Here is a 23,441-nt window from a genome sequence, read left to right on the forward strand (position 1 = left end):
AGGGGAAAGGGTATGTATTTCTTATACTTTTTACTATGGGTTATTTTTAATGGAAATTTCACGCTGGAAATCTGCCTGTTTGGGATTGTGATTGCGGCGGCGGTGTTTGCGTTTACGTGTAAGTTTATGGATTACAGTGTGGCGCTGGAAATAAGTAATTTAAAGAAGCTTGGGAAGTTTCTGCGCTATGTATGCGTACTTATTATTGAAATTGTGAAGGCGAATTTTACGGTGATTCCGATGATTCTGTCGGAACGGGAGGAAATAGAGCCAGCGTTGATAAGGTTTCAGTCGAATCTTAAAACTCCGGCAGCTCGGGCGTTTCTGGCGAATGCGATTACGCTGACGCCGGGGACGATTACGGTTCATCTGCAGGGGGCGGAATATGTGGTCCACTGCCTGGATGAAAGCCTGGCGGATGGAATTGATGATTCTGTGTTTGTGAAACTGCTTTCTGAGTTAGAGGAGGATTGAGAAGATGGGAAAAGGAATACCGGGGCTTGAGGGGGCATATCATGTATTTTTTACAGCGGCTCTGATTTTTCTTGCGGTGATGCTGGTGCTGTGCCTTGTGCGTGCGATTATCGGTCCGCGGGTGGCAGACCGCCTTGTTGCAGTTAATATGATGGGTACGATGGTCATGGTTATTATTGCGATTCTGGCGCTGATGCTGGAGGAGGGGTATCTTGCAGATATCTGCCTGATCTATGCGATGATCAGCTTCCTTGCGGTCATCGTAGTGACAAAGGTTTATATGGGAGTTTACCAGCAGAAGAAGGAGGAAGAGAAAAATGGCGGTGCTTGAATGGGTTCGTTTTCTGGCAGGGGCGGTGCTGATGCTGTGCGGGCTGGGGATTTTTGTGATTGAAATGATTGGCGTGTTCCGCTTTAAGTATATCCTGAACCGTATGCATGCAGCGGCAATCGGCGATACGCTGGGGATAGGCTTTTCGCTGCTCGGGCTGATTTTGATGAGCGGATGGAATTTTACTTCGCTGAAGCTGCTGTTTGTGATTGTGTTTTTGTGGTTTGCTTCTCCGGTGTCCTCGCATTTGATTTCGCGTCTGGAAGTGACGACGGATGAGGAAAAGGAGGCGCACTATAAGGAAATTATATTGGGAAAGCAGGGAGAGAAGAATTTCGTTGAGGAGACGCCTGAGAAAGCGATAGAAAGGGAGGATGGATGATATGCAGCTTTTTATGTACATTTTGCTGGGCTTTCTGCTGGTGTGCGCCATATCGGTCAGCCTGTCGAAAAATCTCTTAAATTCGATTCTGGTGTATATGTCTTACAGCCTGGTGATGTCGATTATATGGATTCTGCTGGAATCGCCGGACTTGGCGATTACGGAGGCGGCTGTGGGCGCGGGAGTGACGAGCGTGCTTTTCTTTGTCACACTGAAAAAAATCCACGCGATTATGAAAGCAGAGGAGAAGGAGGGGGAGAAGAAAGATGAGTAAGAAAGTATCTCAGGAAAAATATGAGAAGACCCGTTCCTATCGGATGAAGCAGTGGTTTGACGGGACGAGGGATCCCTTTTTAAATACAGTGGAAATGAAGCCTCAGAAGGCATTTTCTGAGGATAAGGAAACGCTGGAACGGCGGGCAGAAGACAGGAAGGAGCTGCGGGAGCGCATCTATGATACGGCAGGTAACACGGAGGTGCGGGTTTTTCGGAAATTTTACCGGGTAGCCAGCGTTCTGTTTTGTATTTGCCTGGTGGTTATGCTCCTGGCGGCAGTGTCGGGGCTTCCGGCCTTTGGAAATCCTGGGAATCCGGTAAATAATGAAGTGGCGGCGCGCTATATTGAAAATGGCCTTCAGGAGACGGGGGCTGTAAATATTGTTACGGGAATGATTTTGGATTACCGCGCGTTTGATACGCTGGGCGAGTCTCATGTGTTGTTCATTGCCACTTGTACCGTGCTGATTTTGCTGCGTTTGGATAAGAGCAAAAAAGGAAGCCACGGTATAGGCTATGAAGCAGAGGAAGACCGTATTTACGAACCAAAAAATGACGTGATTCTCCAGACAGTAGCGAGGATTCTGGTGCCGCCGATTGTGATTTTCGGTATTTATGTAATTCTCGGAGGGCATCTGGGGCCCGGAGGCGGATTCTCAGGGGGCGCAGTGATTGGAGCGGGTCTGATTTTGTATGTAAATGCATTCGGGTTTGCGAAGACGGAGAGGTTCTTTCATGAAAAGACGTATAAACGGCTGAGTTTTTGTGCGCTGGCATGTTATGCGCTGGCAAAGAGCTATTCGTTCTATACAGGTGCGAACCATATTGAGAGTATGATTCCGCTGGGAACACCGGGAGCGATCTTAAGCAGCGGCCTGATTTTGATTCTGAACATCTGCGTAGGACTGGTGGTTGCCGGGACGATGTACACGTTTTATGTCATGTTCAGGAAAGGAGCGTACTGATATGAACTTGGGAAATCTTTTCAATAACTACGGGGAAGCAGTGGCGATGATTCTTTTCGGAATCGGATTTTCCAACCTGCTTCTGCAGAAGAACCTGATTAAGAAGATTATCGGGCTAAACATCATGGATACGGCAATGTATTTGTTTTTGGCGCTGAAAGGATTTATCGGCGGGCGGAAAGCCCCGATTGTCACGGATGGCGTGCAGAGCGTGGAAGCCTACATAAATCCGATTCCGAGCGGGCTGGTGCTGACAGGTATCGTAGTGTCTGTTTCGGTGACGGCGCTGATGCTGTCTCTGACCATCCGCCTGTACCGCAGATACCATACGCTGGATTTGGATGAAATCTCTACGAGGCTCAGGAAGGAGGGGCTGTAATGGCATTTGTACAGAATTTTCCGTTTATGTCGATTATCCTCTCTTTGTTTTCCGGCCCCCTGTGCTCGATACTGAGCGGCAGGAAAGCGAAATGGGTAAATGCAGCGGTGATCGTTATCATTGGCGGCATGTCGGCGGCAGTGCTGGGATTTGTGCTGGGGACCGGGCAGGAATATGTCTATACAATGGGGCATTTTCCGGCGCCCTGGGGAAATGAAATACGGGTAGGCGTGCTGGAAGCGGTTATGGCAGTATTTTTCTGTGTGATTATGCTGCTCTGTATGCTGGGAGGAATCCGGGAGCGTGAGGAGGAGATTGAGGACACCAAGCAGAATCTTTACTATATTATGGTAAACCTGCTGCTGAGCTCTTTGCTGGCGCTGATTTATACGAACGATTTGTTTACGGCTTATGTATTTGTAGAAATCAATACGATTTCTGCATGCGGGCTGATTATGATACGGCAAAATGGACGGACTCTGGTGGCGGCGACGCGTTATATGATTATGAGCCTGCTCGGCTCCGGTCTGCTTCTGCTGGGAATCTGCTTTTTGTATGATTTGACAGGACATTTGCTGATGAGTAATATCCGGGAGCAGGTAGCCCTTATCCACGCAAACGGGAGTTATCATATTCCTCTGCTGGTTGCCGTGGGGCTGATGTCCGTCGGGATTGCTATTAAAAGTGCGCTGTACCCGTTTCATAGCTGGCTGCCGGATGCTTATGGATACTCCACGCTTTCTTCTGCGTCTATCCTGTCGTCCCTGGTTTCGAAAGGATATATTTTCCTTTTGGTAAAGATTTTCTACCGTGTCATAGGATTTGACATTGTGCGGGACAGCAAGGTAATCAATGTGCTGTTTGTATTTGGTATCGTAGGAATGATTATGGGCTCTGTCAGCGCGATTAAGGAGAGTAATATCCGCAGGATGATTTCTTACTCTTCGATTGCGCAGATTGGCTATATCTATATGGGCTTTGGGCTTGGGACTACGGCGGGTATCGTGGCGAGCATCTATCACATCGTATCCCATGCGGCTACAAAAGCGCTGCTGTTCGTAGCGGTTTCCGGGATTACGGAGGTATCAGGAGACAGCACGGATTTCTTTGATTTGACAGGCGCGGGTTACCGGAATAAGCTTTCGGGCATTGCATTTACGGTAGGTTCTCTGTCTATGGTAGGTATTCCGGTATTCTCCGGGTTTATTTCGAAGCTTTTGTTTGCCCAGGCGGGCGTGGGCGTGGAAAATACGGCAAAAATGCTGCCAACGCTGATTGCCCTGGCGATTAGTACCGTGCTGAATGCAGTGTATTTTATGAAAACAGTGATTCGGCTGTACACACCTGAAAAAAAGGCAGTTCTGGAGAAGAAGCAGTTTAAGCAGGTGAAAATGACAGAAGAGCCGGCGAAGTCTTTCGCCCTGATTTGCTTTATCGTATTGAACTTGTTTTTAGGGTTGTCGTCTGAACCGATTATCCGTTTGATTGAAAATGGATTAAATATGTTTGCATAGGAGGAAAATATCATGGATTGGCTGATTTTATTACCGATATTTCTGCCGTCGCTTGCAGGAATTGTATTGCTGGCGTCTTCTTTTTATGAACATATAAAATACGGACAGACGGATGAAAAGAAACGGAAAAGCGTGCATCTGTTTTCAGGTGCAGTGCTCGCGGTTTCTGCCGCTGCTGCGCTTTGGATTGCGTGGCGCGGAACAGGGAGTGTGACGCTGTTTTATTTGATGGAGGATATACCTGTTTTTTTCCAGGTTGATGCGCTGGGCAGTGTGTTTGCCTCTTTTATGAGTATCGTATGGGTTCTCGTGGCAGTTTATTCTTTTGTTTATATGGAGCATGAGGGAAACGAGAAGAGGTTTTTCGGCGTCTATCTTCTGGTATATGGGGTATTGATAGCATTGGATTTTGCGGGAAATTTGGTGACTCTGTACTTATTCTATGAGCTGATGACTTTGACTTCCATGCCGATGGTACTGCACAACGGCTCGAAAGCGTCGATTATGGCGGCTCTGAAATATTTGTTTTATTCTATGTGCGGCGCATATTTAGGGTTATTTGGAATTTTCTTTCTATATAAATATTGCGGCACGCTGAGCTTTGTGGCGGGAGGTTCCCTGAACTTGGCGCTTGCGGCGGGAAATGAGGGAATCCTGTTGATTGCGGTGTTTGCGATGCTGATTGGCTTTGGCGCGAAAGCGGGCATGTTTCCGCTCCACGCATGGCTTCCGGCGGCGCATCCGGTAGCGCCCTCTCCGGCATCGGCAGTGCTTTCCGGTATTATCGTAAAGGCTGGCGTACTGGCGGTAATCCGCGTGGTTTACTATACCGTAGGCGCAGATTTCCTGCGGGGAACCTGGGTGCAGGCAGTGTGGATGGCGTTGACGCTGCTGACAGTCTTTATGGGCTCGCTGCTTGCGTTTCGGGAACCGGTATTTAAGAAACGGCTGGCTTATTCTACGGTCAGCCAGATTTCGTACATTTTATTTGGTTTGTCGCTGCTTACGCCTGTCGCGGTGACGGGGGCGCTGCTTCATACAGTATTTCATGCGTTTATCAAGTGCGCCTTGTTTCTGACTGCCGGAATTTTCATTTTCCAGTGCGGGAAAAGCCGGGTGGAAGAGTTGGACGGGATTGGAAAGAGGATGCCCGGGACGCTCTGGTGCTATACGTTTGCTTCCCTGGCGCTGATAGGGATTCCTCCGGCGAGCGGGTTTATCAGCAAATGGTATTTGGCGCAAGGGGCGCTAAAAGCAGGCGTGGGGATTTTCGGATGGCTGGGCCCCGTGGTGCTGTTAATCAGCGCGCTTTTGACAGCGGGGTATTTGCTTCCCGTTACCATGAAGGGCTTCTTTCCGGGACATGGGGAAGCCGTCTCGGCGGAGAAGCAGGAGGCGAAGCCCGGGATGCTGTTTCCGCTGGCAGTGCTTGCGGCTGCTGCGGTTTTGCTGGGTGTTTTCCCGAATCCGCTGATTCAGTACGTCAGCCGGATTGCAGAAGCATTGATGTAGAGGAGGAGAGAAAATGAATGCAAATATTATGGTGATTGTTGTGCTGCTGCCTATGCTGGCTGGCGCGCTGGTTTCTCTGATTCCTTTTAAGACCAGGACACAGATGATGGTGTACATCGAAAGTGTCGTGCTGCTGAACTCAGCGCTGGTGCTCGCGATGCTGCTGAATCAGCCGGATGAACCGGTGGTACTGTTCCGTTTTACGGGAGACTTGAGCCTCAGTTTCCGGCTGGACGGCCTGGGGACGGTATTTACGGCGATTCTGGCGGCGCTCTGGCCCTTGGCGACCCTGTACTCCTTTGAATATATGAAGCATGAAGGACATGAGAAGTTTTTCTTCATGTTTTATGTGATTACCTACGGAGTGACCCTTGGGATTGCGCTGGCGGAGGATATCGTGACGATGTACTGTTTCTATGAGATGCTTACGCTGGTGACGCTGCCGTTGATTATGCATACCCTGTCAAGGGAGGCGATTTTGGCAAGCCGTACATATCTGTACTATTCTCTGGGGGGCGCGGCGTTCGCGTTTATCGGGATGATTTTTATCCTTACTTACGGGACGACCTCGGTATTTGTTCCGGGCGGTGTGCTGGATATGGCGGCAGTAGGGAATAAGACGAATCTGCTGTTGTTTATTTATGTATTATGTTTCTGCGGATTTTCAGTAAAGACAGCTATGTGGCCGTTTTCGGCCTGGCTTCCGAAAGCAGGAGCGGCGCCGACTCCGGTAACAGCCTTGCTCCATGCGGTGGCGGTGGTTAAGGCAGGTGCATTTACCATTATGCGCGTGACATATTATAGTTTTGGTACGGATATCTTAAAAGGGAGCTGGGCGCAGTATGTGGTAATGGCGCTTGTGATTTTCACGATTGTGTACGGCTGCAGCCGCGCCCTGAAAGAGACGCATATCAAACGGCGGCTTGCCTGGTCTACGGTCAGCAATCTGTCGTATATCCTGTTTGGCGCAGTGCTGATGACGCCGCTTGGCCTGGTGGGGGCGCTGTGCCATATGGTATTTCATGCGGTGATGAAAATATGCTCGTTCTTCTGTGCGGGTTCGGTAATCTATAAGACGGGAAAGAATTATGTGCATGAGCTGGATGGCTTTGGAAGGAAGATGCCGAAGGTATTTATCATCTTTGCTATTTCCGGTTTTGCGCTTATGGGCGTGCCTGGGCTTTGCGGGTTCATCAGTAAATGGAATCTGGCGAAGGCGGCGGTGGAGAGCCAGAATACGCTGGCGTATGTGGGCGTGGCGGCGCTTCTCGTTTCCGCTTTGCTCACGGCTATGTATATGATGACGATCTGTGTACGCGCATTCTTTCCAGGGAAAGATTTTGATTATGATACGATTCGGGAGGTAGAGGACCCGAACTGGATGATGATACTGCCGCTGGTAATCTTTGCAGTGGCGATGCTCGTATTTGGCCTGCACCCGCAGCCTGTGATTCAGGCGTTGGAGTCGGTTGCGGCAGTGATGCAGTAGAAGGAGGGACGAGAAGATGAATGTAAATATTGCGCTGGCAGTCCTTGTATTCTGGCCATTTGTTGGCGGCCTGCTCTGTTATGCGGCTGGTACGAAGAATGAGAGATTCCGCGATTACCTGGCGGACTTTGTAGCAGTGTCGGAGTTTGTTCTTGCACTGTTTCTGTTGTCAGGCTCCGGTGCGCCGGGGAGCTCATGGGTTCCGGAAAGTTTTGATGCTTCGGGCATCTGCGGATTGGGGCTTCATTTTACGCTGGACGGGTTTCGGGCGGTTTATGTAACAGTGGCGGCTTTTATGTGGATGATGGCGACAGTTCTTTCCAGGGAATACTTTTCACATCATGAAAACAGGAACCGCTTTTATCTGTTCCTGCTTTTGACGCTGGGGGCGACCATAGGGGTATTCCTTTCGGCAGATTTGTATACGACTTTTATTTTCTTTGAAATCATGTCCTTTACCTCTTATGTCTGGGTGGCACAGGAGGAAAACGGGCCGGCTCTGCGCGCGGCGGAAACTTATCTTGCGGTAGCTGTTATCGGCGGTCTGGTAATGCTGATGGGATTGTTTCTTCTGTACCATGCGCTGGGAACGCTTACGATTTCGGAACTGCTTCCCGCAGCAGCAGCTTGTGCGGATAGACGTCTGCTCTATACAGCGGGCATATGTGCGCTGGTGGGATTCGGAGCTAAAGCGGGTGCATTTCCCCTGCATATCTGGCTTCCGAAGGCGCATCCGGTGGCTCCGGCTCCGGCTTCTGCACTCCTGTCGGGTATCCTGACAAAGACGGGTATTTTCGGAATCCTGGTTATCAGCAGTAATCTGTTCCTTCATGATGCCGCATGGGGCGCATTGATTCTGACGGTGGGAGTATTGACGATGTTTGGCGGTGCGCTTTTGGCAGTATTTTCTGTGGATCTGAAACGTACACTGGCATGTTCTTCGATGTCTCAGATAGGATTTATCCTGGTGGGCGTCGGGATGCAGGGGATGCTGGGGGAGGAAAATGCCCTGGCGGTACATGGAACGCTGCTCCATATGGTAAACCATTCGTTGATTAAGCTGGTGCTCTTTTTGGCGGCAGGAGTGATTTTCATGAATGCCCATGCACTGGATTTGAATGAAATCCGCGGGTTTGGAAAGAAGAAGCCTCTCTTGAAAGGGATTTTTCTGATAGGTGCGCTGGCGATAGCGGGTATCCCGCTGTTTGGCGGTTATATCAGCAAGACGCTGCTTCATGAGAGCATCGTGGAGTTTGGCGGCGGCAGCCTGATGCGGGCTGTGGAATATATTTTCCTATTCAGCGGCGGTCTGACTGTGGCTTATATGACAAAACTGTTCGTTGCTATTTTCATGGAGGAAAATGCAGATAAAAAGGTTCAGAAGAAGTTTGACGGTATAAAGGTTTATATGAGTGCGGAAAGCATCTTTGCGTTGGGAGGAAGCGCTTTGGTTCTGCTGGTATGGGGGCTGTTTCCCCACACAATTATGGACAGGGCGGCAGAGCTTGGGCAGGGACTGATGCATCTGGAGGAAAGCGGACACACCGTTTCTTATTTCAGCTTGACAAACTTATCCGGGGCATTGATTTCTATTAGCATCGGGGTTGTCGTGTATGTTTTGGTGATTCGGAAACTCCTTATGAGAAAAGGCAAAGCAGGAGAACGGGAATATATTAACGCGTGGCCTGCGTGGATGGATATGGAAAATTTGATTTACCGTCCGTTGCTGCTTGGCTTCCTGCCTTTTGTGAGCAGGCTAATCTGCAGGGTGTTTGACAGTTTTTTGGATACGCTCGCAGTTCTTCTCCGAAAGACCTTCTACCGGGACAGCCCTCTGCCGCATGAGCTGCCGGAGGGGAACGGACTGACGCTTATAGCGGGGCGCGTGATGAACTTTTGGCGCCGCTTGGGCAATCGTATCCATCATCGGGACGGCAGCGGGGATAAAGACTATGTTCATGTGCTGGCTATGAAATATGAAGAATTCATGGAATCGAACCGGATTATTGAGAGGAGTTTGTCTTTTGGACTGCTGTTGTTTTGCATTGGGCTGAGCCTTACGCTGATTTATATTATTTTGTGGTAAACAAAATCCCCAGGGCGGCTGCCCCGGGGATTTGTTTATATTTTTATATAGAATCTTTACCATCAACAGATGTAATAATGGGTTTTCCGTCCTTATCAACTAGAACAGCCACACCGCACCCGCTGGTCATATTGGACGAAAGCAGCAAATAATTTACTCCTGTTTCTGTATCGACAATAATCTTGCGGACGTTGGATATGCCCTGTGAATAGGTTTCAATAAATCTTTCTTTTGCCATATTCGTTTTCTCCTTTCAAATGATGTCTCCATTATAGTATCTTTTTTCTGAGATGTAAAATATTTTATGCAAAAATATCTGATTATGGCAATAAAGCCCGCGGACTTGGTGATATTATCTTTTTGTAGCTTCCGGCGAAATTGCCGTTGAAAATCGTTAATATACTACCCTTGAGGGAAAAACGGCAAATGTAAGAAGTTTGTTTTGTTTTCGAGCCGGAATCGGGAGTGAGTTTTAATTTATGATCGGAAACAAGTGCATAATCGCCGTGGTTTTTTCCGTGGCTGTAGCGGCTGCCTTTATAAAACGTAAGTACAGGTGAAGCAGACTGGCTGCGGCACCATGTCCCGGCAAGCATGTTTTTTTCTGTCTGCCATGAACTGCATCCGGTACAGAGCGGAAATAATATAAGTAATAATATAAAAGATTTTGTAAGCTTTTTCATCTGTTGTTTCATTCCTTATGGCAAATTTAATGTGTATATTTCCCATTATAAAGTTTTGCGCCGGTATTTTCAGTGTTTGTATGTATTAAATATGTAAAATTTTTTATTTAGTGATTCTCTTGTTTTGTGAAACGTTTTATGATAGAATCTGCCTGAGTTGTATATGTTCTTACCGGGAGAACAGGGCAAGACGCCGGTTGGAGCGTGAAAGAAGCAGGAAAGGCGTCCGGTGGGCGGAAGAAGGAAAGGTTGCCATGCGAAGAGGGAAAGAGAGAGGGATGAGGTGGGATTTACTGCCGCTTATCGCGCTGTTTGTCTTACTGCCGCTGGTTGTAAGGATGCAGCTGATGGATAATCTCCTGAAGGAACATCCGTGGTTTCCGGGAGATGGGCAGAGAGGAGACTTTTTTCTGTACTGGAAAAGCCGTTTCCTGCAAGTTCTGGCGGTATGGATGCTGCTCGTTCTTGCCGACCGCAGGCTGATCCGGAGAAAAGTGAGTGGCGGCGGAAAGCGGTTCCTTCCATTGGCGGGGTATGGCCTGCTGGCAGTCTTGTCTACGGTGTTTTCAGTGGACAGGGAACTCAGCGTCTACGGTATGGCAGATCAGTGTGAAACGATAGGGACGCTGCTGTGTTATCCGCTCGCGGCTTATTATGGTTACTGTGTGGTAGAAGATGAAAAGGATGTAAAAATTGCCGTTGCCGCGCTTGCCGCCGGAGGGGCGCTGCAGTGCCTGCTGGGAATCAGCCAGATTCTGGGGCATAGCTTTTGGGAGACGGCGGCCGGCAGGGCGCTGATTATCCCGGAAGGGATTGACGCGGGGCAGGTAATCTTTAATTTCGCACAGGAAGAAATGCACAGTGTATATATGGCTTTGTACAACCCGAATTATGCGGGAGTTTATATTGTACTGCTTTTACCGGTGTTTATCGCGTTTTTCTTTTTGGCGGAAAAGAAAATATGGAAAGTTTTTGGGGCGGTGTTTTCGGCGTTGTTTTTGTGGTGTCTGATAGAAACCGGGTCAAAGACGGGACTGGGCATTGTGCTTCTTGGCGGCTTGGCCGCATCATTCTTTGCCGGGACGTCCCTGAAAAAGCGGCTGCTCTGCCTGGGGGCGGCTTTCTGCGGTGTGATTCTCGTAATGACAGGATATGATTTTCTGACGGGGCATAAAGTATCGCGCTATTTTACGGAAGCGTTCCGGGAGAGGGAAGCCGCGTACCTTCTGGAAAATATCCGGACAGAAAAGGAATACGTCAATATCCGCTTCGGCGGCGAGGAACTGTATTTCAGGCTGGACGACGACGGGAATGTGCTTCTGGAGGACGGCAAAGGAGAGCGCATGGAGAAAAAAGAGCCGTCAGAGGAAGGGATTTATCCGGCAAATGGAACGGATGATCCTATGCGCTTTCATGCGGAAACACGAAACGGCGTCCCGTATCTCGTAACGGAGTATCAGGGGATTGCGTGGTATTTTACAGACAGGACGGAGGATGGCGGATACGCTTATATTACGCCATACGGAAAGGCTGACGGCATCACAGAGGCAAAGAGCGCATTTCCGGCGCAGTGGGACTCTCTGTTTACTTACCGAGGATATATCTGGGGACGGACTATCCCTCTTCTGGGAAAGTCCCTCTTCTGGGGAAGCGGGCCGAATACCTTTGCCGTAGTATTTCCGCAGAATGATTACCTTACCCGGGCAAAATTAAAAGAAGGATTTTTCCGCGAAATCCTCACGAAACCCCACAATATGTACCTGCAGGCGGCGCTTGAGACAGGGGTGGCGTCGCTTTTGCTCCTTCTGGCTTTCTGGGGAAGATACCTAATAGAATCTTTCAGGTTATACAGAAAGAAAGAAGGGAGGGATGGCGTCGGTCTGACAGGGCTTGCCATTTTTGCAGGGACAGCAGGCTATCTGCTGGCAGGGATTACAAACGATTCCATCGTAGCGGCCGCTCCCATATTCTGGGGAATGGCAGGCGTGGGGATGGCGGTAAATCAGCTGGTTCAGCCGAAGCAAACAGCGAGCAGGCAAATCAGCGGCATAGATAAGAGAAAGAGGAGGAGAAAAGAATGAGAAGAAGTTTACTCAACATGAAACGCCGTGTGGCGCTGTCGATGGCAGTTGTCATGGCAGCGACGCTGCTTCCGGCGGCGTCTCCAAAGCCATACAGAGCCAAGGCGGCGGAAACGGAGCTGTCGAATCCGGTTATTGTGGAAGACGATTTTACAGGCGAGCGGACGGTAGCCTGGGACAGCGTGTATTTTGGAAGCTATCCGCAGGCGGAGGTGATACCGGGGGGCGTGGAATATACCGCTCTGGACAGCAGCCTGCTCCGCGATGGGGACGTTATCGTATCGGATGATGTGTATGCCGCCCTGCAGAGCGCGGAAGGGTGGGACGCCAACAATGATCTTACCCTGGATGGCGTAAAATACCGGAGGATGAAGAAAGAGGGCGCCACAGTTGCAGTCGAGAGTTCCCAGGATGATTCTCAATGGTCAGACGGCAATTCTTATCATTATTTTAAGTATGAGCCAATCAAATGGCGGGTGCTGCACACGGACGGAGAACAGGCGCTGTTGCTGGCGGATACTGCGCTGGACGCTCAGAAGTACCATACGGTACTTGAAGAGGTCACCTGGGAGACAAGTACGGTGCGGAGCTGGCTGAACGGTTATGGTGCGGGGAGTAACAAGCAGTCCGTAGATTATAGCCAGAAGAACTTTATCGGCAGCGCCTTTATTGCTTCCGAACAGGCGGCAATCGTAAATTCATCCCTGGAAAATGCCGACAACATAGAAAATGGAACAAGCGGAGGAAACAATACCACGGACAAAATATTCCTGCTCTCCGAGTCGGATGTGTGGAATACGGATAAGGCGAAATCTTATGGATTTGTAAAGGATAGATATAGCGATGAATCCCGCTTCTGTAAGGGCAGCACCTATGCAAAGGCGATGGGAATGTGGAGTAATATTAGTGAAGATTACGCTGAGAACGGCGAGTGGCGGCTGCGCTCGCCGGGCCTTAAGTCAGACTATGCTATATACGTCAGGTACAACGGTTGGGTCCACATTAATGGCGACGGTGTCGACAACGATCTTGACGGCATTCGTCCGGCTTTGAATCTTAATCTTTCATCCCCTAATCTCTACACCTATGCGGGAAAAGTGTATTCGCAGGAGAAACAGGTAGAAGAGATTACGGGAAGTATTGATGACGTCGGCGTTCATACGGTTTTAGCAGAGTACGATAAAGAAACATGGTATACCTTTTCACCGCGAAAGACAGGATTTTATCTGGTAGAATATGAAGACGGTGAATGGCCCTGGCGTCTGGATGTATATCAGGACGAATGGCTGCTCGCCCGGAGTAGCGTTTACAGGGGGCTTTACGAACTGGAGCAGGGGCACACGTATTACCTGGGAGTCTGGGGCGATGGAGAGAATAACGAAAGGAGTGTGAAGGTTTTAGGGATAGAGGTTCCTAAAGTGTCGATAGACGCCCCGGTTTCCGAAAGGTTTTTCACGTTTACAGTGCCGGAAGACGGGTATTATACGGTGAACAGAGAACAGGATTCCTTCGGGATTTACAGAAAAAGCGATTATGAAGAGATTTTCTATACAGAAGGGATTGAGAGGGGTAGCTATGCCGCATGGCGTTTCTGGCTGGAAAAGGATACGGAATATTTCGTGGCGCTGACGGGCGAGACCGAAACGCCGACCCGGATAGCAAAGACGAACCGCTATGAATATTATGAGTACGAGCAGTGCCAGTCGTTCCTCGCGTCCGGGGGAAGCATTAACTATGTGCCGGATGAAACAGGGAAAGGCGGCTCCTGGGAGTTCAATACGGACGGCTTCAAGAACCCGGAAGATACATGGACGCCCGCCGAGCACCTTCATTACCACTATGAGCCGGAAGGCGTGCCTTACCAGTTTGCCTACGACGCATTCAAACAGGCGGAGGATATGTACCGCCCGCTGGAGCAGCTGTATATCGCAAAGCCGGGAAATATCTTTTCCCCGGTCGCGCCGACAGATTTGACGACAGGCGGAGACGCCCTGATGGTGGCGAAATTTAAAGAAACCGGCGAGACTCCGACCCCGCCCGGCCAGCCGGATAAGAAACCTTCGCAGGACACAGATAAAAAGCCGCCGGAAACACCAGTGGCAGTAAAACCTTCCGGCATACGGATAAACTATACAAAAATCAAGATGCAAAAAGGGACAAAGTTTAAGTGGTTAGAAGCATCCGTGCTGCCGCAGAACGCTTCAGACCAGACGCTGGCCTGGGAATCTTCCAATCCCAAAGTGGCGTCCGTAGACGGAAAAGGCGTGATAAAAGCCAAAAAGGCAGGAAAAGCGCGTATCACAGTCTCCACGGCAAACGGAATCAGGAAGAATATTAACGTACAAGTTGTTAATAAAAAAATTACCGTGGCGAAAATCACGTTAAGCCAGAAGAAAGCCACGGTGAAAAAAGGCAGGAAGCTGAAACTGCGCGCGGGAATAGCGCCTGTAAACGCGGCAAATAAAAAACTCACTTGGAAATCCTCGAACCCTAAAGTGGCGTCCGTCAACAGTAAAGGAGTCGTCACAGCGAAGAAACCGGGAAAGGTGAAGATTACCTGCACCGCGAAAGATAAGAGCCGCAAGAAAGCGGTGTGCGTTGTCAACGTTAAGAAAAAGTAGTTTTCAGACGTATATGCTTAAGGCAGCATCCCGGCATTTGGTTCCATTATTAAAAGAAGTAACATCTTTCCGCATCTTGACATTTTCCGGATTTTGAAATAGACTATCTGGGAAAGGAAACATGGCGAAGAAGAGGAATAGTACATCTGCCGAATCCCCCAGAGAGGAAATCGTTGGTGAGAGATTTCTGCCGGAAGCTGATGGAACCGGCCTTGGAGCCCCATGTGAAAATACTTCCGGTATTACGGTTTGTATAACAGGAAGCGTCGTGGGAGTATTGAAGCGTGGCGTCTGGCCGGCGTTAACGGCAAAAGAGAGAGCGGCCGGAGCAGGCAGCTAATGAGGGTGGTACCGCCGATGACTTTACGGTCTCGGTCCCTTTGCAAAAGCATAGGGGCTGAGGCCTTTGTGCATATCAGGATAATGAAAGGAAGAGGAGAGAAGAAGATGGCAAACGACAAAAAACTTGTAGAAGCGATTACTTCTATGGAAGAAGATTTCGCCCAGTGGTATACGGATGTGGTGAAGAAGGCAGAGCTGATTGACTACACGAGCGTAAAAGGATGTATGGTAATCAAACCCGCAGGCTATGCAATCTGGGAAAATATCCAAAATGAGCTTGACAGGAGATTTAAGGAAACGGGAGTGCAGAATGTATACCTTCCTATGTTTATTCCGGAGAGCCTGCTTCAAAAGGAGAAGGATCATGTGGAAGGCTTTGCGCCTGAGGTGGCGTGGGTGACTCACGGCGGGCTGGAGCCTTTGCAGGAGCGTCTTTGTGTAAGGCCGACTTCGGAGACGCTGTTCTGTGACTTTTATGCAAATGATGTGCATTCCTACAGGGATTTGCCGAAGGTATATAATCAGTGGTGTTCCGTGGTGCGCTGGGAAAAGACGACACGTCCGTTCTTGCGTTCCAGGGAATTCTTGTGGCAGGAGGGACATACGGCGCATGCAACTGCAGAGGAAGCAGAGGAGAGAACGATCCAGATGCTGAACGTGTATGCAGGTTTCTGTGAAGAGGTACTTGCGATTCCGGTAATCAAGGGAAGGAAAACGGATAAAGAAAAGTTTGCGGGAGCAGAGGCTACCTATACAATCGAGTCTTTGATGCATGACGGCAAAGCTCTTCAGTCGGGAACCAGCCACAATTTTGGGGATGGGTTTGCAAAGGCGTTTGGCATCCAGTATGCAGATAAAGATAATAAATTAAAATATGTCCATCAGACTTCCTGGGGAATGACGACCCGGATGATCGGGGCGATTATCATGGTGCATGGCGACAACAGCGGCCTGGTGCTTCCGCCAAGGATTGCGCCTGTGCAGGTAGTCGTTATCCCTATCCAGCAGAAAAAGGAAGGTGTGCTTGAGAAGGCAAACGAGGTTGCGGATGCTTTGAGTGCGGCAGGAATCCGCACCAGGCTGGACGATTCCGACAAGAGTCCGGGATGGAAATTTTCAGAGCAGGAAATGAGAGGATTCCCATTGCGTGTGGAACTGGGGCCAAAAGATATCGCAGCAGGCCAGGCAGTGCTTGTGCGCCGTGACACCCGTGAGAAGATGACTGTGCAGATAGAAGAACTGGCGGTAAAGACAGAGGAGCTTCTGGAGACGATACAGAGGGAAATGCTGGAGAGGGCGCGGGCGCACAGGGATGCCCATACGTACACAGCGAAGAATCTGGAAGAGATGAAAGATATAGCAGAAAATAAGCCGGGATTCATCAAAGCTATGTGGTGCGGCTGTCAGGAGTGTGAGGACGCCATGAAGGAAGAGGTTGGAGTGACTTCACGCTGTATTCCTTTTGAGCAGGAGGAAATTGAGGATACTTGTGTATATTGCGGAAAACCGGCTAAGAAAATGGTGTACTGGGGCAAGGCATATTGATTTTGATAAATTAAGCAGTTAGGCTTGCTGAAAAAATGAAGAATCTGCCGCCGGATTCCTGAAATACGGAAACCCGACGGCAGGTTTTCTAATGGAGGGAATAGATATTATGAAGGTTGATATGACGTTATATACAGGGCGGCCTGATTCGGATGGGCGTCTTCCCGCAGAAATGGCAGTTTATGATCTGCTGGAGAAGCTGGACATTCCATATGTAAGGGCGGATCATGAAGTAGCTCCTACGATTGAAGCGTGCCGGGAAGTTGATGCGCTTTTAGGTATTGATATGTGTAAAAATTTATTTCTTTGCAATCGGCAGAAGACAGAGTTCTATCTGCTGCTGATGCCTGGGGACAAGCCGTTTCGGACAAAAGAGCTTTCAGCCCAGATAGGAAGTGCACGCCTATCCTTTGCAGGAGAAGACTTTATGGAAGAATTTATGGGGCTTACGCCTGGCTCAGTAACGGTTCTGGGACTGATGAATGATAAAGATTGCCGGGTACGTCTGCTTATTGATAAGGAAATTGCAGAATCCGGGTACATAGGATGTCATCCCTGCATCAATACTTCCAGTCTAAAGCTTAAGACAAAAGATGTGTTGGAAAAGTTTCTTCCATATATAGAGCATGAGTATACGCTGGTAGAGCTTGGGGGTGAGTAGAAGCGGAGGTTGTCCATATAGGCTGCATTCGCCGGACAGCAGTAATCCGCGCCGTTACTGGCTTTCAAGCATCGTTTTTTGAAAAAAGAGGTATTGACAAAGAAAATAATACAGCGTATTATTATTTCCAAGATTTCAGAAGAAATCCGTTAACATGCGTTGGACGCAGGAATAAGAAGGAGGAAAATATTATGAAAAAATTTAAACAGGCAGCGGCATTTATCATGGCAGCGTCTATGGTAGTTGCGTCGCTGGCAGGATGCGGTGACAAGTCTGCAGAGACATCCGCAGAAACAACGGCAGAGACTGCAGGAGAAAGCGGAAGTACATCCGCAGCAGGCGGCGTATTTAAGATTGGCGGCATCGGACCGACAACAGGCGGCGCAGCAGTTTACGGACAGGCAGTTAAGAATGCGATGGAGCTGGCAGCAGAAGAAATCAATGCAGCAGGAGGAATCAACGGAGCACAGGTTGAGATTCAGTTTGAAGATGATGAGCATGACCCTGAGAAAGCTGTAAACGCTTATAACTCTCTGAAAGACTGGGGAATGCAGATGCTGGTCGGTACTGTTACATCCGGACCGTGTACCGCAGTTGTTGAGAAAACATTTGAGGACAATATGTTTCATCTTACACCGTCAGGTTCAGCGGTAGAGAGCATCCAGCATGAAAATGCTTTCCGCGTATGCTTCTCCGACCCGAACCAGGGCGTTGCTTCCGCACAGTACATCGGCGAGCATGCGTTAGCTTCTAAGGTAGCAGTTATCTATGACAGCTCTGATGTATATTCTTCAGGAATTTATGAGAAATTTGCAACAGAAGCAAAGAACCAGTCTTTTGAAATCGTAGCAGCAGAAGCATTTACGGCAGACAATAAGACAGATTTCTCTGTACAGCTTCAGAAAGCAAAAGATGGCGGCGCAGAGCTGGTATTCCTTCCGATTTATTATACAGAAGCTTCTCTGATTCTTCAGCAGGCAAAAACCATGGGATTTGCACCAAAATTCTTCGGATGTGACGGACTTGACGGAATCCTTGCAGTAGAAGGTTTTGACACTGCACTGGCAGAGGGCGTAATGCTCCTGACACCGTTCGCAGCAGATGCAGAAGATGAGATGACAAAGAAATTTGTAGGTACTTTCACAGAGAAATACGGAGATATCCCGAACCAGTTTGCAGCAGATGCTTACGATGCAATGTACACGGTTAAAGCAGCAGTAGAAAAAGCAGGTCTGACACCGGATATGAGCGTATCTGATCTCTGCGAAGGCATGAAGACAGCTATGACAGAGGTTACTGTAGAAGGTCTGACAGGAACCATTACATGGACAGCCGACGGAGAGCCTTCCAAAGACCCGAAAGCAGTTGTTATCACAGACGGCGCTTACAAAGCAATGTAATCTCCGGGCGGGATATACAGCCAAATACGAATATAATATAGTAAATACTACATCCAGAGAGGGGTTACTGCAATTTGCAGGCCCCTCTTTTGCATGGAACTGCCGCAAGCCGAATCACAACTGTAACTTTTATGTTGAATTACAGTGACAGAGTATGCTATAATCATTAGAATAGTGTGTAACTTTAAATCTTTTAAAGAGGGGTGTGCTATGAGTTTTATATCTTATTTAATCAATGGCATCAGCCTCGGCAGTGTATATGCAATCATTGCCCTGGGCTATACGATGGTATACGGAATTGCCAAGATGCTGAATTTTGCCCACGGTGATATTATTATGGTCGGAGGGTATGTGGTGCTTACAGCCACGGCTGCTATGGGGATGTCTCCTATGCTGGGAATCTTGGCGGCAGTCATCGTCTGTACTGTATTGGGAGTGACGATTGAGCGGGTGGCGTACAGGCCGCTGAGAAATGCCGCGTCGTCCCTGGCTGTTCTGATTACGGCAATTGGCGTCAGCTACCTGTTGCAGAACGTTGCGTTGCTGCTCTTTGGCGCGGATACGAAATCTTTTACATCCGTGGTTTCGATACCGGCGGTTACGCTGGCAGGAGGCGATCTTACCATTACCGGAGAGACGATGGTGACAATTGCGGCATGTATTATTATTATGGCGGGGCTGACTCTGTTTATTAATAAGTCAAAAGCAGGACAGGCTATGCTTGCCGTTTCCGAAGATAAGGGCGCGGCACAGCTTATGGGTATTAATGTAAATGGGACGATTGCCCTGACTTTTGCTATTGGTTCGGCATTGGCTGCTATCGCAAGCGTGCTTTTATGTTCGGCATATCCGTCCCTGACGCCGTATACAGGCGCGATGCCGGGAATTAAAGCTTTTGTGGCGGCAGTATTCGGTGGAATCGGTTCGATTCCGGGAGCCATGATTGGCGGAATTCTGCTGGGGGTTATTGAAATCCTGGGAAAAGCTTACATATCGTCACAGATGGCAGACGCTATCGTGTTCGCCGTGTTGATTGTGGTACTGTTGGTGAAGCCTACGGGAATCCTGGGCAAACAGGTACAAGAGAAAGTATAGGTGGTGGCGAAGATGAAAATGAATAAGTTGAAAATAAATAAGACGGCAAAAAGTAATTTTATTACATATGGTATTGTAATCGCTGCGTTTATCATCGTACAGATTCTGGTGTCGGCAGGACAGGTTTCCAGCCTGATGAAAGGACTTCTTGTACCGCTGTGTACTTATGCAATTCTGGCGGTGTCTTTGAACCTGGTAGTAGGTATTCTGGGGGAATTGAGTCTTGGACACGCTGGTTTTATGTGCGTGGGGGCGTTTTCCAGCGCATTTTTCTCGAAATGTATGGTTGAAGTAATCCCTGTGGCAGGAGTGCGTTTCTTCCTGGCGCTTCTGGTAGGCGCTGCAGTGGCTGCCTTGTTTGGCATACTGATAGGTATCCCGGTGCTGAGGCTGAAAGGCGACTATCTGGCAATTGTAACGCTGGCATTCGGTGAGATTATTAAGAACCTGATTAATGCATTTTTTATAGGAAAGGACAGCAATGGTTTTCATTTCTCCATGAAAGACGCGATGTCCCTGAACATGGAGGCAGACGGGCAGGTGATTGTGAACGGGCCTCAGGGAATTACCGGAACTCCCAATGATTCTACCTTTTTCATAGGAATCCTTTTGCTGCTGCTCACTCTTTTTATTGTGCTGAACCTGATTCATTCCAGGGACGGGCGTGCGATTATGTCTATTCGGGACAACCGCATTGCGGCAGAGTCTGTAGGTATCAACATTACGAAGTATAAGATGATGGCGTTCACTATTTCGGCGGCGCTGGCAGGTGTGGCGGGCGTGCTCTATGCCCATAATCTGGCGACTTTGTCTGCGCAGCCCAAGAATTTCGGATACAATATGTCAATTATGATACTGGTATATGTAGTGCTTGGAGGAATCGGAAGAATCCGCGGTTCCATGATTGCGGCGGTTATTTTAACGCTGCTGCCGGAGATGCTGCGTTTCCTGAGCGATTACCGTATGCTGATTTATGCAGTCGTACTGATTGTGATGATGCTCTTTAACTGGAGCCCGAAGGCGCTGGAATGGCGGGAGAGGTACTCTCCGAAACGGCTGTTGAAGAAGAAGCAGGAAGCAAAGGAGGGTGAGTAATCATGGCGTTGTTGGAGGTAAAAAACCTGGGAATCTCCTTTGGAGGGCTTCGTGCCGTGGACAGTTTCAATATCAGCATTGAAAAAGGCCAGCTTTATGGACTGATAGGGCCGAACGGCGCAGGGAAAACGACAGTATTTAACCTGCTTACAGGCGTATACAAGCCGAATGAAGGAATCGTTACCCTGGACGGGAAGAATATTACCGGAAAAAAGACCATAGAAATCAATAAAGAGGGCGTTGCGAGGACGTTCCAGAATATCCGGCTGTTTAAAGATATGAGCGTGCTGGACAATGTAAAGGTCGGACTTCATAATAAACATCATTACTCCACGCTGGAAGGGATTCTGCGTCTGCCGAGATACCGGAAGGTAGAAAAAGAGATGAACGAGCAGGCTATGGAGCTGCTGGATGTATTTGACCTGGCGGGACAGGCGGATTATCTGGCGTCAAATCTTCCTTACGGAAAGCAGAGAAAACTGGAAATTGCCAGGGCATTGGCTACGGAACCTAAGCTTCTGCTTTTGGATGAGCCGGCGGCGGGCATGAACCCGAATGAAACTCAGGAACTGATGGATACCATTCATTTTGTGAGGGATAAATTTGATATGACCATCCTGCTTATAGAGCATGATATGAAACTGGTATCCGGTATCTGTGAAAAGCTGACAGTGCTGAACTTCGGCCAGGTGCTGGCAGAAGGGGAAACAGGGGAAGTGCTGAATAACCCACAGGTAATTACTGCATATCTGGGAGAATAGGAGGAAAGACTTATGGCAATGCTTGAAATCAAAAATCTGGAAGTATATTACGGCATGATTCAGGCCATCAAAGGGATTTCCTTCGAAGTAAATGAAGGGGAAGTTATCGCCCTGATCGGTGCGAACGGAGCGGGAAAGACGACTACGCTTCATGCGGTTACCGGACTGATTCCGGCAAAAGCGGGAGAAATTATATTTGACGGAAAGAATGTTGCAAAAATCCCCGGGCATAAGATTGTGTCGATGGGAATGGCGCATGTGCCGGAGGGAAGAAGAGTTTTTGCAGAGCTGAGCGTATACCAGAACCTGAAAATGGGCGCGTATACGAGAAAAGATAAAGATGAAATTGCCGGGAACCTGGAAATGGTCTATAAAAGGTTTCCGCGTCTGAAAGAGCGGAAGAACCAGATGGCGGGAACTCTGAGCGGAGGCGAGCAGCAGATGCTGGCTATGGGCCGGGCGCTGATGTCCCAGCCGAAGATTATTCTGATGGATGAGCCGTCTATGGGGCTGTCCCCAATCTTTGTAAATGAGATATTTGATATTATCCGGGAGGTAAGCGCAGCGGGAACTACTGTACTGTTGGTGGAACAGAACGCAAAGAAAGCGCTTTCCATCGCGGACAGGGCATATGTCCTGGAGACAGGAAGGATTACACTGCAGGGAGACGCGAAAGAACTGATGAACGATGAGTCAGTGAAGAAAGCGTACTTAGGAGAGTAAGGAGGGATTTCTGTGGAAAAAGTAATCATTACAATCGCCCGTCAATATGGAAGCGGCGGTAAGACAATTGGGCAGATGCTTGCAAACGATCTGGGGATTCCCTTTTACAGCAGGGAAATCCTGCGCCTGGCATCGGACGACAGCGGAATCAGGGAAGAGCTGTTTAATCAGGCGGATGAAAAGCTGCGCAGCAATCCGTTGTTTGGGGCTTCAAAGAAGGTCTACACCGGCGGGTTGATTTCACCGGAAAGCGATGATTTTGTTTCCAGTGAAAACTTGTTTAATTATCAGGCAAAGGTTATTAAGGAGCTGGCAGAGAAAGGCTCCTGTGTAATCGTAGGCCGCTGCGCGGATTTTGTATTGAAGGACAGAGCGGACGTAGTAAGCGTGTTTGTCCATGCTCCGGCGGATTACTGCATGGAACGTGCGATGGAGCGGAATGATATGAGCAGAAAAGAAATGGAGAAATTTATTGCTAAGACGGATAAATACCGAGGTGATTTCTACCATTATTATACAGGAAATGTCTGGAATGACGCCAGGAACTATGATTTGTGCCTGAACAGCAGTAAGCTTGGATTTGAGAAATGCGTAGAAGAGATAAAAGCGTATATCAAAGTGAGATTTGAAGAATAGAAACAGGTGGTATAAAGAAGAAAACGCCGTGACTGCGTATGACGTGCAGCCGCGGCGTTTTCTTCTTTATAGAGGCGTCATGAATCTTCTTCAATGACATGAAATTCCAGATAGTCAAAGTCAATCTGTTCAATAAAGTTATCCTGATAAAACCTTGCCTTGTCATGGCGTTTAAATTCCGCCACTGTAGAGTCGAGCCAGATTGGTTTTCCCAGATCAAATACATAGCAAATTTCATCCAGGGCGCGAAATATTTTGTGAGTCCTGGTGTCGATGGTGTTGTCCTCCACAACGGTATCAACAAGCATCCGGTTATCTTTTATTATTTTTCCCCAAATACGCATAATAAGTACCTCCAATATTCAAATGCCATGTGCCGAGGCCTTATGG

The 23,441-nt window shown here is 48.7% G+C and carries 24 protein-coding genes; 21 read left to right on the forward strand and 3 right to left on the reverse strand.

The window, feature by feature from the left end:
• Positions 1–12: 12 nt before the first annotated feature.
• From NFR99_RS07655 to NFR99_RS07700, 10 genes are read left to right on the forward strand one after another with little or no spacing between them, the layout of a single operon-like run.
• Entirely contained in the window at positions 13–474 is a 462-nt protein-coding gene (locus NFR99_RS07655; protein ID WP_251353341.1) for a Na+/H+ antiporter subunit E, read from the forward strand.
• 4 nt (positions 475–478) lie between these two features.
• Positions 479–805, forward strand: coding sequence for an MrpF/PhaF family protein (locus tag NFR99_RS07660; RefSeq protein ID WP_251353342.1), 327 nt, complete (start codon positions 479–481; stop codon positions 803–805).
• Positions 792–1,187, forward strand: coding sequence for a cation:proton antiporter (locus NFR99_RS07665; protein WP_120482706.1), 396 nt, complete (start codon positions 792–794; stop codon positions 1,185–1,187). Before NFR99_RS07660 ends, NFR99_RS07665 begins: the two co-directional genes overlap by 14 nt.
• A gap of 1 nt (position 1,188) precedes the next feature.
• Positions 1,189–1,461, forward strand: coding sequence for a hydrogenase subunit MbhD domain-containing protein (locus tag NFR99_RS07670; protein ID WP_120482704.1), 273 nt, complete (start codon positions 1,189–1,191; stop codon positions 1,459–1,461).
• Complete coding sequence (gene mbhE, locus NFR99_RS07675; RefSeq protein ID WP_120482702.1) at positions 1,454–2,428, forward strand: hydrogen gas-evolving membrane-bound hydrogenase subunit E; 975 nt, start codon at positions 1,454–1,456, stop codon at positions 2,426–2,428. The genes NFR99_RS07670 and mbhE overlap by 8 nt, the downstream gene beginning before the upstream one ends.
• 1 nt (position 2,429) lies before the next feature.
• Complete coding sequence (locus tag NFR99_RS07680) at positions 2,430–2,807, forward strand: sodium:proton antiporter (protein WP_120482699.1); 378 nt, start codon at positions 2,430–2,432, stop codon at positions 2,805–2,807.
• The gene (locus NFR99_RS07685) at positions 2,807–4,321 is read left to right on the forward strand and encodes a complex I subunit 5 family protein (RefSeq protein WP_251353343.1); all 1,515 of its coding nucleotides are present in this window, start codon (positions 2,807–2,809) and stop codon (positions 4,319–4,321) included. The genes NFR99_RS07680 and NFR99_RS07685 overlap by 1 nt, the downstream gene beginning before the upstream one ends.
• A 12-nt stretch (positions 4,322–4,333) precedes the next feature.
• Positions 4,334–5,833: a complex I subunit 5 family protein gene (locus tag NFR99_RS07690; protein ID WP_251353344.1), complete on the forward strand. Its 1,500-nt coding sequence runs from the start codon at positions 4,334–4,336 to the stop codon at positions 5,831–5,833.
• Between the two features lie 13 nt (positions 5,834–5,846).
• Complete coding sequence (locus NFR99_RS07695; protein ID WP_251353345.1) at positions 5,847–7,322, forward strand: complex I subunit 5 family protein; 1,476 nt, start codon at positions 5,847–5,849, stop codon at positions 7,320–7,322.
• Between the two features lie 16 nt (positions 7,323–7,338).
• Complete coding sequence (locus tag NFR99_RS07700) at positions 7,339–9,408, forward strand: complex I subunit 5 family protein (RefSeq protein ID WP_251353346.1); 2,070 nt, start codon at positions 7,339–7,341, stop codon at positions 9,406–9,408.
• A 43-nt stretch (positions 9,409–9,451) separates the two neighbouring features.
• Here the strand turns inward: NFR99_RS07700 and NFR99_RS07705 are convergent, their stop codons facing one another.
• Together NFR99_RS07705 and NFR99_RS07710 are read right to left on the reverse strand one after the other, a co-directional pair.
• Positions 9,452–9,646 carry a DUF6440 family protein gene (locus NFR99_RS07705; protein ID WP_120482689.1) on the reverse strand — a complete coding sequence of 65 codons (195 nt, stop codon included), beginning with the start codon at positions 9,644–9,646 and terminating at the stop codon, positions 9,452–9,454.
• A gap of 82 nt (positions 9,647–9,728) precedes the next feature.
• Complete coding sequence (locus tag NFR99_RS07710; protein ID WP_147407904.1) at positions 9,729–10,091, reverse strand: hypothetical protein; 363 nt, start codon at positions 10,089–10,091, stop codon at positions 9,729–9,731.
• 197 nt (positions 10,092–10,288) lie between these two features.
• Between NFR99_RS07710 and NFR99_RS07715 the strand changes: the two genes are divergently transcribed.
• From NFR99_RS07715 to NFR99_RS07765, 11 genes are all read left to right on the forward strand, one after another.
• A complete protein-coding gene (locus tag NFR99_RS07715) occupies positions 10,289–12,172 on the forward strand; it encodes an O-antigen ligase family protein (protein WP_251353347.1) in 1,884 nt (627 codons plus the stop codon).
• On the forward strand, positions 12,169–14,793 hold the full coding sequence (locus NFR99_RS07720; protein WP_251353348.1) for an Ig-like domain-containing protein: 2,625 nt from the start codon (positions 12,169–12,171) through the stop codon (positions 14,791–14,793). The genes NFR99_RS07715 and NFR99_RS07720 overlap by 4 nt, the downstream gene beginning before the upstream one ends.
• Before the next feature lie 121 nt (positions 14,794–14,914).
• Complete coding sequence (locus NFR99_RS07725; RefSeq protein ID WP_120482681.1) at positions 14,915–15,133, forward strand: hypothetical protein; 219 nt, start codon at positions 14,915–14,917, stop codon at positions 15,131–15,133.
• Between the two features lie 107 nt (positions 15,134–15,240).
• The gene (proS, locus tag NFR99_RS07730) at positions 15,241–16,680 is read left to right on the forward strand and encodes a proline--tRNA ligase (protein WP_120482679.1); all 1,440 of its coding nucleotides are present in this window, start codon (positions 15,241–15,243) and stop codon (positions 16,678–16,680) included.
• Positions 16,681–16,771: 91 nt separating this feature from the next.
• Entirely contained in the window at positions 16,772–17,341 is a 570-nt protein-coding gene (locus NFR99_RS07735; RefSeq protein ID WP_251353349.1) for a prolyl-tRNA synthetase associated domain-containing protein, read from the forward strand.
• 191 nt (positions 17,342–17,532) lie between these two features.
• Positions 17,533–18,741: an ABC transporter substrate-binding protein gene (locus NFR99_RS07740; RefSeq protein WP_120482677.1), complete on the forward strand. Its 1,209-nt coding sequence runs from the start codon at positions 17,533–17,535 to the stop codon at positions 18,739–18,741.
• Between the two features lie 210 nt (positions 18,742–18,951).
• The gene (locus NFR99_RS07745; protein WP_120482675.1) at positions 18,952–19,836 is read left to right on the forward strand and encodes a branched-chain amino acid ABC transporter permease; all 885 of its coding nucleotides are present in this window, start codon (positions 18,952–18,954) and stop codon (positions 19,834–19,836) included.
• 18 nt (positions 19,837–19,854) lie between these two features.
• Positions 19,855–20,931 (forward strand): branched-chain amino acid ABC transporter permease, encoded by a 1,077-nt coding sequence (locus NFR99_RS07750; protein ID WP_135976650.1) that lies wholly within the window; start codon positions 19,855–19,857, stop codon positions 20,929–20,931.
• A 2-nt stretch (positions 20,932–20,933) separates the two neighbouring features.
• A complete protein-coding gene (locus tag NFR99_RS07755; protein ID WP_120482673.1) occupies positions 20,934–21,692 on the forward strand; it encodes an ABC transporter ATP-binding protein in 759 nt (252 codons plus the stop codon).
• Between the two features lie 12 nt (positions 21,693–21,704).
• Positions 21,705–22,415, forward strand: a complete 711-nt coding sequence (locus tag NFR99_RS07760; RefSeq protein WP_120482671.1) for an ABC transporter ATP-binding protein — start codon at positions 21,705–21,707, stop codon at positions 22,413–22,415.
• A 12-nt stretch (positions 22,416–22,427) separates the two neighbouring features.
• Entirely contained in the window at positions 22,428–23,051 is a 624-nt protein-coding gene (locus NFR99_RS07765) for a cytidylate kinase-like family protein (RefSeq protein WP_120482669.1), read from the forward strand.
• A gap of 77 nt (positions 23,052–23,128) precedes the next feature.
• Here the strand turns inward: NFR99_RS07765 and NFR99_RS07770 are convergent, their stop codons facing one another.
• A complete protein-coding gene (locus NFR99_RS07770; RefSeq protein ID WP_120482819.1) occupies positions 23,129–23,398 on the reverse strand; it encodes a hypothetical protein in 270 nt (89 codons plus the stop codon).
• Positions 23,399–23,441 lie beyond the last annotated feature (43 nt).

It is taken from the genome of Hominisplanchenecus murintestinalis (assembly GCF_943193015.1).
GTDB classification, from domain to species: Bacteria; Bacillota; Clostridia; order Lachnospirales; family Lachnospiraceae; genus Hominisplanchenecus_A; species Hominisplanchenecus_A murintestinalis.

Excerpts from the sequence above, each read along its gene's own strand:
- NFR99_RS07755 (WP_120482673.1), top strand. The coding sequence starts at position 20,934 with ATGGCGTTGTTGGAGGTAAAAAACCTGGGAATCTCCTTTGGAGGGCTT.
- NFR99_RS07655 (WP_251353341.1), top strand. The coding sequence starts at position 13 with ATGTATTTCTTATACTTTTTACTATGGGTTATTTTTAATGGAAATTTC.
- NFR99_RS07705 (WP_120482689.1), bottom strand. The coding sequence starts at position 9,646 with ATGGCAAAAGAAAGATTTATTGAAACCTATTCACAGGGCATATCCAAC.
- NFR99_RS07690 (WP_251353344.1), top strand. The coding sequence starts at position 4,334 with ATGGATTGGCTGATTTTATTACCGATATTTCTGCCGTCGCTTGCAGGA.
- NFR99_RS07735 (WP_251353349.1), top strand. The coding sequence starts at position 16,772 with ATGGAGGGAATAGATATTATGAAGGTTGATATGACGTTATATACAGGG.
- NFR99_RS07685 (WP_251353343.1), top strand. The coding sequence starts at position 2,807 with ATGGCATTTGTACAGAATTTTCCGTTTATGTCGATTATCCTCTCTTTG.
- NFR99_RS07660 (WP_251353342.1), top strand. The coding sequence starts at position 479 with ATGGGAAAAGGAATACCGGGGCTTGAGGGGGCATATCATGTATTTTTT.
- NFR99_RS07725 (WP_120482681.1), top strand. The coding sequence starts at position 14,915 with ATGGCGAAGAAGAGGAATAGTACATCTGCCGAATCCCCCAGAGAGGAA.
- NFR99_RS07745 (WP_120482675.1), top strand. The coding sequence starts at position 18,952 with ATGAGTTTTATATCTTATTTAATCAATGGCATCAGCCTCGGCAGTGTA.
- proS (WP_120482679.1), top strand. The coding sequence starts at position 15,241 with ATGGCAAACGACAAAAAACTTGTAGAAGCGATTACTTCTATGGAAGAA.
- NFR99_RS07695 (WP_251353345.1), top strand. The coding sequence starts at position 5,847 with ATGAATGCAAATATTATGGTGATTGTTGTGCTGCTGCCTATGCTGGCT.
- NFR99_RS07680 (WP_120482699.1), top strand. The coding sequence starts at position 2,430 with ATGAACTTGGGAAATCTTTTCAATAACTACGGGGAAGCAGTGGCGATG.
- mbhE (WP_120482702.1), top strand. The coding sequence starts at position 1,454 with ATGAGTAAGAAAGTATCTCAGGAAAAATATGAGAAGACCCGTTCCTAT.
- NFR99_RS07700 (WP_251353346.1), top strand. The coding sequence starts at position 7,339 with ATGAATGTAAATATTGCGCTGGCAGTCCTTGTATTCTGGCCATTTGTT.
- NFR99_RS07720 (WP_251353348.1), top strand. The coding sequence starts at position 12,169 with ATGAGAAGAAGTTTACTCAACATGAAACGCCGTGTGGCGCTGTCGATG.
- NFR99_RS07710 (WP_147407904.1), bottom strand. The coding sequence starts at position 10,091 with ATGAAAAAGCTTACAAAATCTTTTATATTATTACTTATATTATTTCCG.
- NFR99_RS07665 (WP_120482706.1), top strand. The coding sequence starts at position 792 with ATGGCGGTGCTTGAATGGGTTCGTTTTCTGGCAGGGGCGGTGCTGATG.
- NFR99_RS07740 (WP_120482677.1), top strand. The coding sequence starts at position 17,533 with ATGAAAAAATTTAAACAGGCAGCGGCATTTATCATGGCAGCGTCTATG.
- NFR99_RS07670 (WP_120482704.1), top strand. The coding sequence starts at position 1,189 with ATGCAGCTTTTTATGTACATTTTGCTGGGCTTTCTGCTGGTGTGCGCC.
- NFR99_RS07750 (WP_135976650.1), top strand. The coding sequence starts at position 19,855 with ATGAATAAGTTGAAAATAAATAAGACGGCAAAAAGTAATTTTATTACA.
- NFR99_RS07760 (WP_120482671.1), top strand. The coding sequence starts at position 21,705 with ATGGCAATGCTTGAAATCAAAAATCTGGAAGTATATTACGGCATGATT.